Genomic DNA, 14,122 nt, shown 5'->3' on the forward strand with positions numbered 1-14,122 from the left:
AGTCCATGGGTGCGGTCGGCACGAGCGCCGACAACGCACTCGCCGAGTCGTTCAACGCGACCCTCAAGCGAGAGATCCTCCAAGACCACAACTCCTGGCCCGACGAGGCCACCTGCCGCCGCGAAGTGTTCCGCTGGGTCACCCGCTACAACACCCGCAGGCGGCACTCCTGGTGCCGCTACCACTCCCCGAACACCTACGAAACCCTCTACCCCGCTACGCTCCCGTCGGCGGCGTAATCCACCACCGTGTCCATGAACCGGGGGTAAGGCCCGCCTTGCCGATGGCAACCATGACCGCGATGCCGAGCAGTTGCCCGATCTCGATGCCGATGTTGAACGCGATGACCCGGGCGAGCAGCCCTTCCTCGGGCAGACCGAGGTCCTGGAGGCGGGTGGACAGGCCGACGCCATGAATCAGACCGAAGCCCAAGACGCCGAGCCCGAACAGCCGCCACCTGTCGCGGTGGCCGAACCAGTCGACTGCACCGATGAACACCAGGCTCAACGCGATGACGACATCAACCACGGTGGGGTTGACGCGCCATCCGCCCAGCGTGGCGATGATCAACGTGGTGCTGTGGCCCACGACGAACACCGAGATCAGCTTGGCCGCGCGACGCAGTTCACCCGAGAGCAGGACGATCCCGGCGATGAACAACAGGTGATCCCAGCCGAGCACAAATCGCCGAACGCACGCATCAGTTCTCCTCGGGTCTCAGGAGGCGACGGGCGCGATGACGGTGATCGCCGTGGCCGTCGTCACGTTCCGTTGTCGAGCGACTCCCGTTTGCAGCGGCGACGGCCCGTAGGGTCTAGAATTTTGATCCCCAGTGTGGTGAGAGGGGATCGGACCATGCGTGGAACCACGGTGTCGCCGAGAACGCCCTGCCTGCAGCCGAAGGCGGGTGAATTGCCACTGCACCGACTGGAGGTCCGCGCGCCGGATGCCCTGCCGTTCGCGGTCGGCACCTTCGACACGATTGGGCCGATGTCGCGGGCGTCCTTTCCGCATCGGCACACGTTCTACGAAATCGTTTTCGTCACCGGCGGGACCGGCGACCACATCGTCGATTTCACTCGCTGGGAATTGGCGCCGCCGCAACTCGCGGTCATAACACCAGGGCAGGTACATCATTGGGATGCCCATTCCCTCGGTGGTCACGTCGTATTGTTCACGGACGATTTCCTGCTCGACCATCCCGCCGATCGGGAAACGCTGCGACGGCTGAGCCAGCAGCCGTGGCGACTCGACGAACGGGCCGCGGAGAAGACGGCATGGCTGGTCACCGAACTGGACGTGGAGTTCCGGTGTGGCGGGCAGAGTACGGATTCGGTGCTGCGCGCGCTGATGCACGTCCTGATCGTTCGTGCCGGGCGGCTTCCCGGCCTGGCTGATGCCCGCCCGCCAGCGCGGGCAAAGGCGGTGGGAGCGGAGTTCGCCCGGCTGCTAGGCGGGCCGGATCTCGATCTATGGTCGGTGGGCGCGCTCGCGGAACGCATCGGCGTCACGCCGGGATACCTGACCGAGGCGGTGAAGACGGCGACCGGCCGGACGGCGGCGCAGTTGATCCGCGAGGCGCGGACGCGAGAAGCGAAACGGTTCCTGCTCGGGAGCAACCTCAGCGTGCGGCAGGTGGCCAGCCGGGTCGGTTTCGCGGATCCGGCGTATTTCTGCCGGTTCTTCCGTCGGGAAACGGGACTGAGCCCCGGTGATTTCCGGCGAACCGGTGACGCCGCCCCGGAGATTCACCACGACTGACCATTCCAGTCCATCGTCCGCGGCTGATCCTCTCCGTACCGTCAAGGGTGATTCCCCGACGCCCACGAGGAGCAGGTATGAACGAAGAGAACAAGCTCAGCCGCAAGACGGTACTGAAGGCGGCGTTCACGGCCGGGGTCGCGGCTCCGGTCGCCCTGATCGGCGGCCCCGCCCTCGCGCGCGCCACCGTCGCGAGCGGCCAGGCACCGGAACTGACGCCGGCCTGTGACGACGGAGACGACCCGACCCCGTCGCAGACCCAAGGCCCTTACTTCAAGCCGAACTCCCCGCAGCGCACCTCGCTCGTCACCCCGACCACGCGAGGTACGCGGCTCACTGTCACCGGATACGTCTTCGGTCTCAGCTGTCTCCCCATCGCGCGGGTACTGCTGGACTTCTGGCAGGCGGACGTCAACGGCGCCTACGACAACGTCGGGTACACCTTCCGCGGTCACCAGTTCACCAACGCACAGGGCGCGTTCACGCTGAGCACGATCGTGCCCGGCCTGTACCCCGGCCGCACGCGTCACATCCACGTCAAGGTGCAGGCGCCCGGCAAACCGGTGCTGACCACGCAGCTCTACTTCCCCAACGAGCCGCGCAACAACACCGACACGATCTTCGACCCGCGGTTGCTGATGACCGTGCGGGACGTTCCGCCCACCGCGAAGGAGGCTGCGTTCGACTTCGTGCTCAACGTGCCGCAGACGCCTGGCGGCGGGACGACCTGGACGGCGGGAACCGCCTATTCCGCGGGCGCTCGGGTCACCTACAGCGGTCGCGGTTTTGTGTGCTTGCAGGGGCACACCGCCCAGACCGGCTGGGAGCCGCCGTCCGCACCGGCGTTGTGGCGCGCGGAGTGACGAGCAGCCACTGAGGAGGGAGAGCAACGCGGATGGACCCCCACCGCAGGGACCCACATCCCGGCGGTGGGCTCCACCGCCCCTTCCGTGGTGGGCTTTCCCGTACCTGGACCCGCCGACGGGTCCTCGGTCGTGACCCTGGCGAGACGGATCCGTGCGGCACGCGCCAGCGGCGATGATGCCGGGGCGGCTCGGCTCACCCTGGCTTCACGGCGCAGCAGGGATAGAGATCCAGCCGCTGCAGGCGACGGAGGCCGTGAACTACCTCGAAAGAGGGGCGTCCAGGGACGTCGAAAGATGGCGTGACATCTTCGCGGCCATGCGCCGCTCATCTCCTCTGGCAGAGACCCTGCAAACTCCTCTCATGGTGCGCTGGCACGCACCGTGTACGCCCCTACAGGAATCAGTGCAGACTCTGCTCTGCCACCCGATCCGCGAGAACTGACGGACGAATCGCGTTTCCCGACCCCCGAAGATGTCCGCCTCCACCTGCTGAACGGATTCATCGCGGCCGCCTACCGGCCACACCCAGAACGTCCACAACCGTTCTGCACTGCGGAGAAGGCGACCCGGTGGCTGACTTCATCGCGCGTCACCAGAACACCCAACTGAAAGGATCGCCCAACATCGCGTGGTGGCAACTGGCTCGGAGTGTTCCCAAGCGTTGGGGTGGGCGCCGTCGTAGGCGTCACCGGAGGGCTCCTGTCCGGAATGGCCGCAGCAGTCAACCCCGAATCCGGCGTCGGCCTGGGCGCCGGCCTCGTTGTCGGGCTGGCCGTCGGCCGTCTCGTCAAAGACCTGCTCCGGCCTCGACTTCCACTGCCCAGAAGCGTCACCCATCGTTCCAGCGCCGGTCTGGGCGCCGGCCTGGTCGGCGGACTCTTGGGTGGCATCGTTGCCGGTTCGTTTCACCGGGGGTCTGGGCCGGCCGCGGGCCTGATCAACGGTGTGATGACTGCCATCGCTCTGGGACTGGTCGTCGGCACCGGCCGTACTGAACCCGCCCGAGGACCGCGGCTGTCCAGGCGCGGCCTATATGTCGGGGCAATTGTGGGTCTTGTCGTAGCGATGGGGATCGCAGCCCGAACCGCCCACGGCTTCGGTCTTGCCGTGAGCATCGTGGCGGGCATCATCGCACTCGTCGTCATCGGCCTCGTCGCGATCCTCAGCGGGACGCCGGCCGACCTGAAAACCTATCGATCCACGCTCTGTCCTTGTCTCGGATCGCTGGACCTTCTTACTGTTCGCCTCGTGCGGCGCCTTCGCCGGCGCCCTTACGGTGTTCGCCGGAGTACGCGTATTCAGTGGCATCGTTGCCGCGTTCGCCGGGCTTCGGCCTCGCGTTCTTCCAGGCCACCTGGGGACGATTCAGACTGGCGCACCTATATCTCGCCATCACCGGCAAACTCCCCTGGCGCCTGATGACCTTTCTCCAGGACGCACACAAGAAGCGGGGAGTCCTCAGGCAGGTCGGTCCGGTCTACCAGTTCAAACACGCCGACCTCCAGAACCACCTCGCAGCAGAACAGGATCACGATCGCCCGCACGGCTCATCGTTTGGCGCCTCTGGTGATGTGACGAGCGTGGTTGAGCCACCACATAGCCGCGGTACGAGTTGATACCGGCAAACGAGAGTCCGACCTCAACGCAGCCAGCACCTGCACGTTGCCGAGCGTGCCGGCGCAGTAGACGAGACCGTTCAACTGCTCGGCGTGAGCCTGCTGGTGGTTCTCGGACGCTGCGGAAGCGGGCCGATGGGCAGCATTGGACCTGGAAGCACTCGACCGTAGTTGGTCGGCCACCCGGCATCAAGGCTTCCTGATGCAGTCCATCTCTCTGCTGCCTTTCGGGCCAGGCTCGTCCGTCCGATTCGTCACCGGCACGACGCGCACAGGCGGCTACGAGTGGACCTCCGCGGCCCCGGTCCCCCACGGTCTGGTTGAACTAGAGCTCCACCGGTCCGGGCTCCAACCCGTTTCACCGCGATCTGGGACGGATCCATACTGGACCGCGCCGCCCTAAGCGAACTGCACGGCCGCTCCATCCAGGACTAGAAACTTCAGCGGACTGGAGCCTACGGTCACTGTTGGTGATCATGGTTGGGCCTCGTTCAGTTGTCCACAGGCCGCATTGAAGAAGGTCCTCGGCAGCGGCAGGGTTCGGTTGGGTGAATGACTCAGCGCACCCCATAACGCAGCTCTATCAAGGAGAATCGATGATTGGCGAGGGCAAGCGATGCGAGGTGTCCATTGGCAACTCCGCAGGTCACGGCACCTCTTGGCAATCGTTGGCAGGCAGTGGGCATCGTGGGCGGCAAATCAGCGGGTTCGGGGTTCGAGTCCCTGGCGGCGCACCAAAAGCCCAGGTCACAGCGCTGACCTGGGCTTCTTCATGCCCCCAACGCACCTTTTATTCGACCCTTTCAGTCACGCATCTCCCCCGCTGACCAGGCCCTGGGGCCTTCAGATGATCACGACCGTGCGTCACATCACATCGGCCTGCGACGTGACCTGCCTCGCTGATCCTCCACACCGGCGCGCGTTGAACAGGTAACGCGCACACCCGTTGGAGGAGACACATGCCGAGGCCACCGCTGCCCATTGGAACCTGGGGAGAGATCTCCACCAGAACCACGAAGACCAACAAGAACGGCAAACCCCTCAAGCACCTGGCCCACGCCAAGTTCCGCGACCACGACGGCAAAGTCCGAGCGGTCACCGCCACCGGCACAACCAAGACCGCCGCACGAACCGCCCTGCTCACCAAACTCCAGAACCGCGCCAAGACCAACCACTCCGCAGAGCTGACCATGCACCACAAGGTGAACCACCTCCTCGACCTCTGGGAGAAGAGATTCGAGCAGCGAGTGGTCGACGGGCAACGATCCCCCACCTCCCTCGACAACTATCGGCGCGCACTCAAGAACCATGTCCGTCCCGCCATCGGTGAACTCCACATCGCCGAAGCCACCACCCCACGCCTCGACACCGTCCTCGCCAACATCAGGAACCATGCCGGCCCAGCGACTGCCAAGACCTGCCGCGCCGTCATCTCCGGCGCCATGAAAATTCGCCGTCCGCTACGGCGCCACCACCGTCAACCCCGTCCGCGAAGTCGACGCCATCGAAGCCAAGCCCAAGCACCCACCCCGTGCCCTCACGACCGAAGAAGTCACCCACCTGCACAAAAGCCTGACCACGGACGAACACGCCATCGAGGCTGACCTCCCCGACCTGGTCACGTTCATGCTCGCCACCGGCGCCCGCATCGGCGAAGCCCTCGCAATCCTCTGGAACCAAGTCGACCTCGACGCCGGCACCGCCGAAATCACCCACACCATCGCCCGCCCCCAAAGGCGAAGGACTCCTACGCAAGACCACCAAATCCAGAGCCGGCGAACGCGTCCTCAGCCTCCCTACCTGGGCCACCATCAGCCTCCGCACCCGACACACCGCCGATACCCGTCCCGACGCCCCCGTCTTTCCCGACACGACCGGCGGCTACCGCGACCCCTCCAACACCCGCCGCTCCCTCCGGATCGCCCTCTCCCCTGTCGGCAGCACCGCCCGCCGCGAGCTGGGCCAAACCCTCCAAACCCTCCGCCGCCAGACCCACCTCAGCCGCAAGCAAGTCGCACAGACGCTGGGCTGGCCCCAAACCAGACTCGAACTCATCGAAACCGGCCGTATCAAACCCAACCACCGACTGGTCTCCATCCTCGCCAAGACCTACGGCATCGACCTCGATCACACTCCCGACCTGCTCGCAGCTCACCGACGCCACCCAACCCGCCCAATCCGACAAACTCGCCTGGATCCGCTCCCACGCACTCCGCAAAACCACCGCCACGGCCCTCGACCACGCTGGCCAAACTGCCCGCCAAATCGCCGACCAACTAGGCCAAGCCAAAGTCTCCATCACCCAAGACACCTACCTCGCACGTCAAGCTGCCAACCCCGCCGCAGCCCAAGCCCCAGAACACGCGTTCGACGACCCCGACCTCGCCTGACGATAAGACGACGTGAAAGTCCACCAGCTAGGAATTCGAGGATCGCGTTGGACCTGACCGACAGGTCTCACCCTCCCCGGAACCCCCTGACCTGTGCCCTTGCCGCTCGTCACCGATCACCGATGAGTGACGCTGGCAGGCTTCGATGGAGCAGCGAGCGGACCGGGACGGATCGACTGGGTCGACTACCGTGTCCCAGCGCTGGAACCCACTCCAAGACGTCGGTCGGCTATTGCCTCGCACCGATCACTTCAAGATCGGCATTCCGACACGGCTTCAGCCGACCCGTGTGGCGGAACACCATCGGCCTGGTTCACGGTTCCAGCTCCCACAGGGCACTGATCGGCATGGCACGTAGCTTGGGGCCGAACGGAAGTGTGTGCTGGCCCGTGTGCAGGACCACGCCGGCGATGAAGTCGTCGCCGAGTCGATCTTGGAGATGGCGTAGGCCGCGGAAGTCGTCGGAGCGGGGGGTCGATGACGCCTTCACCTCGATACCTACCACCTCGCCGCGTCGGTTCTCCAGTACGGCGTCGACCTCGACCTGATCGCGGGTGCGGTAGTGGTACAGATCTACACGCGTGTCGTTCCAGCTCTGCTGTCTGGCGAGTTCCATCAGCACAAAGCCTTCGAGCAGCGGCCCGAACGAGCTCCCCGGTCGCTTGAACTGGGCAGTATCGGCTCCCACCAGGTTTGCCGCGATCCCCGAGTCGGTCACGGCAACCTTCGGAGTACCGGTGATCCTGGTGCTGAGGTTGCGGGACCAGGCAGGGATCAGCTTGATCAAGAAGATCTCCTGCAGCAGGCTCACATAGCGCGCGACCGTGTGATTGGCCAGTCCCGCTTTTCCGGCCAGCTCGTTGATCACCAACTGTCCGCCGGAACGTGCGGCGATCAAACGGACCAGCTTCTCCATCTCGCCAACCTTCTCGATCTCGCCGACCTGGCTGACATCGCGGGTGATGAGATTGCTGACATACGAGTCGAAGAATCGTTGCCGCCGACGCGGCTGATCACGCGCAACCGCCTCGGGAAAGCCGCCCCGCACAACACGATCGGCGTAGTCAGCGCGCCCGAGACCGGAGACGTGCCGCACATCGGGCCCATGCCTGAAGATCGCGTCGATGAACCGATCAGGTTTGCCGTCGATCTCACCTTGCGCGAACGGCCACAGCTCGATCGTCTCCATGCGTCCTGGAAGCGCATCCGGCAACGTACGCAGCCCAAGGACCCGCGCCGATCCCGTCAGCAGGAACTGGCCGGGCAGCGACCGCTCGTCGACCCGGGCCTTGATCGACAGGAGAAGCTCCGGGAGCCGCTGGATCTCGTCGATGATCATCGGCTTCGGCCCGGCTACGAACTCCCTGGGATCCTCGCGGGCCGCCTCACGGATGTCGGTGTCGTCGAGGGTGTACCACTCCGCGTCCACGGCAGCCCCGACCAGCCGCACCAATGTGCTCTTGCCGCTCTGCCGCGCACCGTTCACAAGAACAACCCGGGTATCGGCCATCGCCTCGTCGACCTGCGCACGCGCATGCCGAGGCAGTACACGTCCCAACGGCGACTCGGGCTCGGCACTGGCTTCCAGATCATCGCTCACCCTCCGAGTATGCCCTGGACTGCAAATCTGCCGCCACTCAACCTGCAAATCTGCCGGGAGTTGGTTGCAGATGTGCCGCCGAGCTGGCTGCAGATCTGCCACACCTGCCCACAACGTGCCGGCGTACACCGGCCACAGCGCGCGACGTCGTGCGGGTGCCGGCGTCTCCGTACCGACCGTCTACGCGACCTATCACAACAAGACCGGACTGGCTCTCGCCCTGGCCGACGCGGCCGACCTGGCCGCCGACCTGCCACGGCACCGTGCGCGTAGACATCACACAAGCCCTCGACATCCACGCCGCGCTCTGCACCGTCTACGTGTACAACACCCTCACCATCGAGCGAGCCTGGTCCCCCGACCAGGTCCAGACCTGGTGGGCCGAATTCCTCCCCCACCTCCTCCTATCCCCAACCTGAATCGCAGTGCGCAGAGCCACCGTGGCGGGTTCGAGGGACTGCGGACCCGGACTCGCCGCGACTGTTACGGAGAGTGGCCGGTCGAAATAGGATCGAAGTCTGTGTCGTGGGCCGGATTCGGGAGGCGGCGTGATCGATCCCCGCAGCCAGGTTGTGCTGGTCTGTGACAAGTCGGGAAAGTGGGAGGACAAAACCAGCCAGATCACCAGACTCCAGACGCCGGCCGGGCAGTTCGCGATTACCTACGCGCGGAGTTCACGGATCTACTCCTACGGTCCGGAGCGGGTGCGAACCCTCGGTCGTATTCAGCAGATAGTCCTTCGGAACGGCGAGCGGGTCGAGGTGGAGGGCGCGGTCTGGGAGGGCGCGACGGAGGTGTGCATGTTCGCCGGGTACGGCGACGCTCGGGCTCGGGTCTTCTACACGACCCGGGACGGCGCGAAGCATGCACTGCGCATGGTGCCGGATGTGCGGGTGCTGGCCAACGGGGCCGACGCTCCGGGAGCGGCCGACGTACTGGCGTACTGGCGGGCGATCGTGGACGAGTCGCCCGGGGACGATCCATTGCGGCCTGTCTACGACTCACTCAGGTTCGTGCATCCGGAGAGTGCACTGGCGCGTTACCTGGTGGGTGCGCCGATCGAGGTTCGGGGCCTGGAGTCAGCGCCGATCTACCCGTTCCGGTGCAATCTCAGCCAGCGTCAAGCGGTGGAGTATGCCCTGACGCACTCGTTCTCGGTCATCGAGGGGCCGCCAGGGACCGGCAAGACCGAGACGATCCTCAATCTCATTGCCAACATCATTGCCACCGGCGCGCAGACCGTCGGCGTGGTCTCGTTCGGCAACTCGGCGGTCGACAACGTCAAGGAGAAGCTCGACGAGCTCCAGTTCGGGCATGTTGTCGCCAGGCTCGGGAACAGGGACAGGGTGCAGGCGTTCTTCGCCGGTTACGAGACGCGCACGAAACCGATGCAGCAGGACGCCCCGGTGCAACCGTCGCTTGAGGCGTTGGCGAAGCTGGATGCTCGGCTGCGGCAGTTGCAGGAGGCCGAGCGGGACCGGGCGCAGTGGCGGCAGGATCTCGACGCCTACACACTTGAACTGCAGCACTTCGAGAAGCACGTTGCGCCTGGTGACCTGTCGCAGCTCGAGCGATTGCCGCTGCTGCGGCGGTCGTCCGATCGGATTCTCGACTATCTGGCCGAGACAGAAATCGAGGGTGGACGGTCCCCTGGCCTGATACGCCGCATCAGGAAGTACCTGCGCTACGGCTCACTCCGCGGGCTCGACCCCGAGGACACCGCTGTGGTGCTGCGCCTGCAGCGGGCCTTCTACGAGCAACGCATTGCCGAGCTGAAGACACAGGTCGATCAAGTCGACAGCCTGCTGGACAGGGCTGCCTTCGAGAGCATCTCGGCAGAGCACAGCCAATTGTCCGCGGACGTGCTCAGAGCGGCCCTGTACGCACGGTCGAAGGAGGCAGGGTCGACGCGGTACACGGCTGCCAACTACCGCAATTCGTTTGCCGAGTTCGCGACCAAACACCCGGTCCTGCTGAGCACATGCCATTCCTTGCGATCGAACCTCCCGGCGGGACACCTGCTCGACTACCTGATCATCGACGAGGCTTCCCAGGTCAGCCTGCTGGCGGCCGGGGCGGCACTCGCCAGCTGTCGCAACCTGGTCGTCGTCGGCGATCGGAAGCAACTGCAGCACATCGCCGCTCCGACTACGCAGGTCGCACCACAGCCGGCGTACGACCATGTCGAGGAGAGCATCCTGACGTCACTCGGCGTGCTGTATCAGGACGGTCTCCCCAACACCCTCCTGCGCGAGCACTACCGGTGCGATCCGGCGATCATCGGCTTCTGCAACAAGGCGTTCTACGACGGTGATCTCATCCCGTTCACGCAGAGCACCGGTAGCCACTCGATGGTGGTACGCCGTACCGCTCAGGGCAATCACATGCGCAAGCACACTGCCGGTGGACGAACCAACCAGCGGGAGGTCGAGGTGATCCGTGACGAGGTGATACCGCAGGAGTGCGCTGGGACACCGATCGACGCGATCGGGGTAACCACGCCGTACCGGCGTCAGGTCGACAAGGTCGCGGACGCACTGGCAGTGGGGCTGGAGACCATCGCCGTGGACACGGTGCACAAATACCAGGGGCGGCAGAAGGACGTCATGATCATGAGCACGGTGCTGGACGAAACTTGGCGAGGCAGCACCGGGCTGAAGTTCGTCGACGATCCGGCACTCGTCAACGTGGCCGTGTCACGCGCGGTGAAGAAGTTCGTGCTGGTGACGAACCACGACAAGCTGTCGAAGAGCCGGTACCTGCGTGATCTGATCGGGTACATCGACTACCAGCGTCTGGACGAGGGAGTGGTCGACAGCGGGATCGTGTCGGTGTTCGACCTCCTCTACCGCGAGTACTCCGAGAAGTTGCGGCCGCTGGCTGCTCGGCGGCGGAACGAGCTGCGTTACCCGTCCGAGGACATCATCTGGACGGTTCTCCATGAACTCCTCGGAGAAGAGCAGTACTGGCATCTGACGGTCAGTGCCCAGGTGCTGGTGCGGAATCTGCTCGCGGATCTGAGCGAGCTGACAGCTGAGCAGGCTCAGTACGTGCGGAACCGGGCGTCGGTGGACTTCGTGGTCTACAACCGCATCAGCAACCGGCCGTTGCTCGCGATCGAGGTCGACGGGTTCGCATTCCACGAGGACAATCCACGCCAGCGTGCCCGCGACCTGCTCAAGGATCAGATCTTCCAGACCAGCAGAATGCCGCTGCTGCGGCTTCCGACGACCGGTAGCGGCGAGGAACAGAGACTCCGGGACGGCATCGCCAAGGCCGAAGCATTCTGGGGCGGACAGTAGCGGGTACGTCGCCTCTGGCTAGCGTCGCGCGGGCGTGGCGGTCGGGGACGTCGATGGCAGGTGCGGCTTCGGCACCGGACTCAGCGCGGTCGATGGCTTCCGATTAGGCGGGTCACCACGATGAGGCCGTGTCCCAGAGGGCTGTATCAGTACGGCTACGGCGACGACTGCCACCAGCCCGCCTGCTACCCCAGCCGCCGCGCCCTGCTTCCTCTTCGCCCGGCGGCGGACAGGAGCTGCTCGACCACCTCCTCGTCGATAGTGCGCCCGCACCCATCGACCGTTGCGCCAGTGACCTCGCACCCAAGTCATGAGGCACCCCTGCCACACAGAAAGTGTAGGAGCGAAGGCCGACTGTGACCAGAGGTCACGCGTTCGACGGGAAGCCTAGTTCGAGGCTGCGCTCGGGGTGCGCGGCCGGGTTGAGCCAGCGGGAGGTGACTACCTTCGCGCGGGTGAAGAAGTGCACGCCTTCGGTGCCGTGGGCGCGGGTGACAACGAACAGCGAGCGCTTCCAGCCGCCGAACGAGTAGTACGCGACCGGTAGCGGGATCGCCACGTTCACCCCGATCATGCCTACCTGGACCTCGTTCTCGAACCGGCGCGCAGCGCCACCTCGCTGGTGAAGACGGCCGTCCCGTTGCCGTAGGGATTGTTGTTGATGAGGGCAACGCTTCGTCGTACGACGGCACCCGGACGACCGACAGAACCGGCCCGAAGATCTCCTCGTTGTGCGGCCCGGTTGCCGGCTCCGCGCTGTTGCTCTTGCTGGGACCGACCGGCGGCATCGTCGCGAATATCGCGATCTACCTTCCGCTGACGATCTACCTCTTCCGCACCCGCTTCACTGGTCACGTCCGCGAGGGCATCATCGTGCGGCCGCGACTCGGCCCGATCGCCGCGCTGCGTGCTGCTCGCGGTGTGACGCTCGGACCGACTCTGACCAGCATGATCATCCTGGCGGGACTGGGTTCCTTCTTCGTCGGTGCGTCAGTGCAGACGGCTATGCCTGAGTTCGCCGAGTCACTCGGGGCAGGGGCTGCCGGAGCGACGTACGGCGTGTTGTTGTTCGCCACTGGTTTCGGTGGTGTCGTGGGCGGCCTGGTCATCGAGGCCACCGGCTGGCTCAAGCCTTCGGTGAAAGCGGCCGTCGCCGGGACGGTCACCTACGGCCTGAGCATTCTCGCCTTCGCCATCACCAGCAACTACGTCCTTGCCGTGGCGTTGTTGCTGGTCAGTGGCATAGCGAACTTCGTCTCGATGTCGATCTCCCAGACCGTCGTACAGCTCCAGGCGTCCGCGGCGGACCGTGGCCGGATCATCGGCCTCTACAACACCTCCGCCGGCGGCTTGCGGATAGGAAGTGGACTGACTGTCGGTCTGGCGGGCGCAGCGATCGGCATCAAGTGGTCGCTCGGCCTCAGTGCTGCGGCCCTGGCCGTGAGTGCGTTGGCCACCGGCGCCTATGCCCTACTCGGTCAGCGCACTCTCGCCTGAACCGCTGACGCAGCTCCACTCTCCCGCGCATCTATGATGGGGACGCTGTGTGCCGCACGAGAAGGTGAGAGGAACCAGATGGCCGGGCCAGTCGGCATTCGCGAGGTGGCCGCCCGCGCGATGGTGTCCGTCGGTACGGTTTCACACGTACTCAACCGGCCCGAGCTGGTCTCGACCGCCACGCTGAAGCGGGTGCTCGCCACGATGGACGAGCTCGGCTTCGTGCGCAACGATCTCGCCAGGCAGCTCAAGATGGGCGGCGGCACGACGCTCGGCATGATCGTGCTCAACGTGGCCAATCCGTTCTTCGGTGGTCTGGCTCACGCCTGCGAGACCGCGGCGGAGGCCCTCGGGCACACCGTCATCTTCGGCAGCAGTGATCAGCTGGACGGACGCGAGGACCGCTACATCGACCTGTTCGAGGAGCAACGCGTCCGCGGCATGATCATCGCGCCGCTGGGCGGACAGACCGCGCGGATCGAACGCGTCATCCGGCGCGGGATGCCGGTCGTGCTCTTCGACATCCATGCCAACGAGGGAGACTTCTGCTCCGTCGCACTCGACGGCAATGCCGGCGGGTATCTCGCGGTCCGTCACCTGCTGGACGCCGGGCGCCGGCGGATCGCCTTTCTCGGTGGTCCGCTCCATCAGGTCGACGACCGGTGGAAAGGCGCCCTTCGCGCTGTCGCGGAGATCGACGGCGCGAGCCTCACCCACTTCGACACCCTCGACCAGACCATCGCCGACGGCAGAACGATCGGCAACCAGCTGGCCGCGCTGCCCGCCGCCTCCCGGCCCGACGGGGTCTTCGCGGCGAACGACCTGCTGGCCCTCGGCCTCATGCAGTCGCTCGTGATCGCCGACGACATCGACGTCCCGCGCGATATCTCCATCGTGGGGTACGACGACATCGACTACGCGGCCTCCGCCATCGTGCCGCTGACCACTATCCGCCAGCCGAAGGAAGCGCTGGCCGAGGAAGCGGTTCGTCTGGTGCTCGACCACGCCGCGAACGCCGAGGCGCACGTCCACGAGCACCTGCTGCTGCCCCCCGAACTCATCGTTCGGGCCAGTACGACGGCGGCCTGAT

The 14,122-nt window shown here is 65.5% G+C and carries 12 protein-coding genes and 1 pseudogene; 8 read left to right on the plus strand and 5 right to left on the minus strand.

Features of this window, described 5'->3' with window-relative positions:
* Positions 1 to 239 (plus strand): integrase core domain-containing protein (locus A3ES_RS51540; protein WP_020389687.1); only part of this gene is annotated, 239 nt, incomplete at its 5' end.
* Here the strand turns inward: A3ES_RS51540 and A3ES_RS48395 are convergent.
* Positions 217 to 681 (minus strand): HupE/UreJ family protein, encoded by a 465-nt coding sequence (locus A3ES_RS48395; protein WP_020389688.1) that lies wholly within the window; start codon positions 679 to 681, stop codon positions 217 to 219. The two genes, A3ES_RS51540 and A3ES_RS48395, sit on opposite strands and share 23 nt — an antisense overlap.
* On the opposite strand from A3ES_RS48395, the gene A3ES_RS0125565 reads away from it, so the two are divergent.
* Both A3ES_RS0125565 and A3ES_RS0125570 read left to right on the plus strand, forming a co-directional pair.
* Positions 580 to 1,761, plus strand: a complete 1,182-nt coding sequence (locus A3ES_RS0125565; protein WP_237745048.1) for an AraC family transcriptional regulator — start codon at positions 580 to 582, stop codon at positions 1,759 to 1,761. The two genes, A3ES_RS48395 and A3ES_RS0125565, sit on opposite strands and share 102 nt — an antisense overlap.
* A gap of 77 nt (positions 1,762 to 1,838) precedes the next feature.
* Positions 1,839 to 2,624, plus strand: a complete 786-nt coding sequence (locus A3ES_RS0125570) for a dioxygenase family protein (protein ID WP_020389690.1) — start codon at positions 1,839 to 1,841, stop codon at positions 2,622 to 2,624.
* A 1,382-nt stretch (positions 2,625 to 4,006) separates the two neighbouring features.
* Here the strand turns inward: A3ES_RS0125570 and A3ES_RS54280 are convergent.
* Together A3ES_RS54280 and A3ES_RS54285 are read right to left on the minus strand one after the other, a co-directional pair.
* A complete protein-coding gene (locus tag A3ES_RS54280; RefSeq protein ID WP_020389693.1) occupies positions 4,007 to 4,171 on the minus strand; it encodes a hypothetical protein in 165 nt (54 codons plus the stop codon).
* Between the two features lie 1,500 nt (positions 4,172 to 5,671).
* Positions 5,672 to 5,959 carry a hypothetical protein gene (locus A3ES_RS54285; RefSeq protein WP_020389694.1) on the minus strand — a complete coding sequence of 96 codons (288 nt, stop codon included), beginning with the start codon at positions 5,957 to 5,959 and terminating at the stop codon, positions 5,672 to 5,674.
* 241 nt (positions 5,960 to 6,200) lie between these two features.
* Here A3ES_RS54285 and A3ES_RS57170 point away from each other — a divergent pair.
* Positions 6,201 to 6,368: pseudogene (locus A3ES_RS57170) on the plus strand (helix-turn-helix domain-containing protein); the annotation flags it as partial.
* 578 nt (positions 6,369 to 6,946) lie between these two features.
* Here A3ES_RS57170 and A3ES_RS0125600 read toward each other — a convergent pair.
* Positions 6,947 to 8,233 carry an ATP-binding protein gene (locus A3ES_RS0125600; protein ID WP_020389695.1) on the minus strand — a complete coding sequence of 429 codons (1,287 nt, stop codon included), beginning with the start codon at positions 8,231 to 8,233 and terminating at the stop codon, positions 6,947 to 6,949.
* 263 nt (positions 8,234 to 8,496) lie between these two features.
* Between A3ES_RS0125600 and A3ES_RS55565 the strand changes: the two genes are divergently transcribed.
* Positions 8,497 to 8,652: a hypothetical protein gene (locus tag A3ES_RS55565; RefSeq protein WP_020389696.1), complete on the plus strand. Its 156-nt coding sequence runs from the start codon at positions 8,497 to 8,499 to the stop codon at positions 8,650 to 8,652.
* Between the two features lie 129 nt (positions 8,653 to 8,781).
* Entirely contained in the window at positions 8,782 to 11,535 is a 2,754-nt protein-coding gene (locus A3ES_RS0125610; RefSeq protein ID WP_020389697.1) for an AAA domain-containing protein, read from the plus strand.
* 367 nt (positions 11,536 to 11,902) lie between these two features.
* On the opposite strand, the gene A3ES_RS57175 is transcribed toward A3ES_RS0125610, so the two are convergent.
* Positions 11,903 to 12,109, minus strand: a complete 207-nt coding sequence (locus tag A3ES_RS57175; protein WP_020389698.1) for a hypothetical protein — start codon at positions 12,107 to 12,109, stop codon at positions 11,903 to 11,905.
* 155 nt (positions 12,110 to 12,264) lie between these two features.
* Here A3ES_RS57175 and A3ES_RS48400 point away from each other — a divergent pair, with 155 nt between their 5' ends.
* Both A3ES_RS48400 and A3ES_RS0125625 read left to right on the plus strand, forming a co-directional pair.
* The gene (locus tag A3ES_RS48400; protein WP_020389699.1) at positions 12,265 to 13,032 is read left to right on the plus strand and encodes an MFS transporter; all 768 of its coding nucleotides are present in this window, start codon (positions 12,265 to 12,267) and stop codon (positions 13,030 to 13,032) included.
* A gap of 78 nt (positions 13,033 to 13,110) precedes the next feature.
* The gene (locus tag A3ES_RS0125625; RefSeq protein WP_020389700.1) at positions 13,111 to 14,121 is read left to right on the plus strand and encodes a LacI family DNA-binding transcriptional regulator; all 1,011 of its coding nucleotides are present in this window, start codon (positions 13,111 to 13,113) and stop codon (positions 14,119 to 14,121) included.
* The last annotated feature ends 1 nt before the right edge of the window (position 14,122 follow it).

The sequence above is a fragment of the Kribbella catacumbae DSM 19601 genome (assembly GCF_000372465.1).
In the GTDB taxonomy this organism is placed as follows: Bacteria; Actinomycetota; Actinomycetes; order Propionibacteriales; family Kribbellaceae; genus Kribbella; species Kribbella catacumbae.

Bases quoted from the DNA above. Each gene is read 5' to 3' on its own strand.
- A3ES_RS0125625 (WP_020389700.1), top strand. From the start codon at position 13,111: ATGGCCGGGCCAGTCGGCATTCGCGAGGTGGCCGCCCGCGCGATGGTG.
- A3ES_RS0125570 (WP_020389690.1), top strand. From the start codon at position 1,839: ATGAACGAAGAGAACAAGCTCAGCCGCAAGACGGTACTGAAGGCGGCG.
- A3ES_RS57175 (WP_020389698.1), bottom strand. From the start codon at position 12,109: ATGATCGGGGTGAACGTGGCGATCCCGCTACCGGTCGCGTACTACTCG.